Source organism: Mesorhizobium sp. LEGMi-168a (assembly GCF_058312955.1).
Window position 1 is genome coordinate 1 of the sequence record NZ_JBZEGV010000099.1, and the last position, 1,391, is coordinate 1,391.

The window sequence follows — 1,391 nt, forward strand, 5'->3', positions numbered from 1 at the left end:
CGTGATTTGGTGGAAGCGGCAGGTGGAATGCCCATTATTGGGCCAAATTGCCCTGGGGTGGGGAACTTCGTTGACCGATCCGTCTTCATGATGGACCATTTCGGTGGCCATGGCGATGATGGTTGTGTTGCTATTATAAGCAACGGAGGAGCCTATCTTTCCGATGTTGGATGCGCAGACAGATCGTTGCCAGTGGCATACTCAGTCGGGCTCGGCAACCAGGCGATGATCAGTGCAGCTGACATCTTGGATGTCGTGCTGGATGAGGATCGTGTTCGGGCCGTGAACCTCTATCTGGAAGGCATAGTGGATGCAGCGTTTCTTTCGGCGGCAGGCTTGAAAGCCGCGCGCAAAGGCGTTCCGGTGGTCGTCATAAAAGGCGGTAGAACAACAGCCGGCCGTCGAGCAAGTCAGTCACACACAGCTTCGCTAGCAGGCGACGATATTGTGGCTTCGGCGCTTTTCAAGCGGCTTGGTTTTGTCGAAGTCCGTACGCCCATGGAGGCGATCGAGACCTTGAAGATGCTCGTGTACGCGCCAAAATTGAGAGGACGGCGCACTGCTTTTGTAACGAGTTCGGGGTCCTATGCGGTGCTCGGCAGCGATATTGCGGAAGCAGCCGGCCTTGACTTGCAACCACCGTCCGCTGAGGCGGCGACAGGGCTGGAGAAGCATCTCCCCCCGTATGTTCACCCCGCCAATCCTCTCGACATATCCTCCGCGCACGGTAACGATACAGATTTTGATCTAAATCTCAGTATTTATCGAGCGTTTCTATCGGACGACCACGATATAGCTGTGGAGGTGATGTGCTACCCGACTGAGGGCGAATGGGATTCCGCTGGGTGGGACATAACTACGAAAGCGTTTGCACAGGCCGCGAGCGAGAGGAGTTTGCCCGCTGCGTTCGTCAACACCGTGCCGGACATGCTGCCGAAAAGCGTTCGAGAAAGAATGATAGCTGACGGATTGGTCCCGCTGATGGGATTAGACAATGGCTTGCGAGCCGTGGCGAATGCGGTGCGATTTTCGGAGCTGGCAGATGCGCTTGCCAGACAGACCGATGGAGAAATTGTTCTGCCTAAATACTCTAGCATCGCAAGCGCCGGAGTGGCTCTCGACGAGGCAGATGCCAAAGCCGAACTTCGGGCATCTGGTATAACTGTGCCTCGTGGCATAGTCGTCACGGTTGAGCGAGCCGATCAATTAGCGGAGATCAATTTCCCAGTAGCAGTTAAGGCGTTGAGCGCCGGGCTTGCGCACAAGAGTGAGTTGGGAGCTGTTGCACTGAATCTCGAAAAAGCAGACGCAGCTTGGCAAAGCGTCAATGCAATGGCCGAAAAATTGAAGGATAGCTCTCCGGAGCTCATCCTTCGTGGTTTCCTGGTGGA

At 55.4% G+C, this 1,391-nt stretch carries 1 protein-coding gene; it reads left to right on the top strand.

The genetic code is table 11. The features are described 5' to 3' along the window. Positions 1-87 precede the first annotated feature (87 nt). Positions 88-1,391: acetate--CoA ligase family protein (locus AC4FWB_RS34125; RefSeq protein ID WP_491030602.1), on the top strand; the 1,304-nt coding region annotated here is incomplete at its 3' end.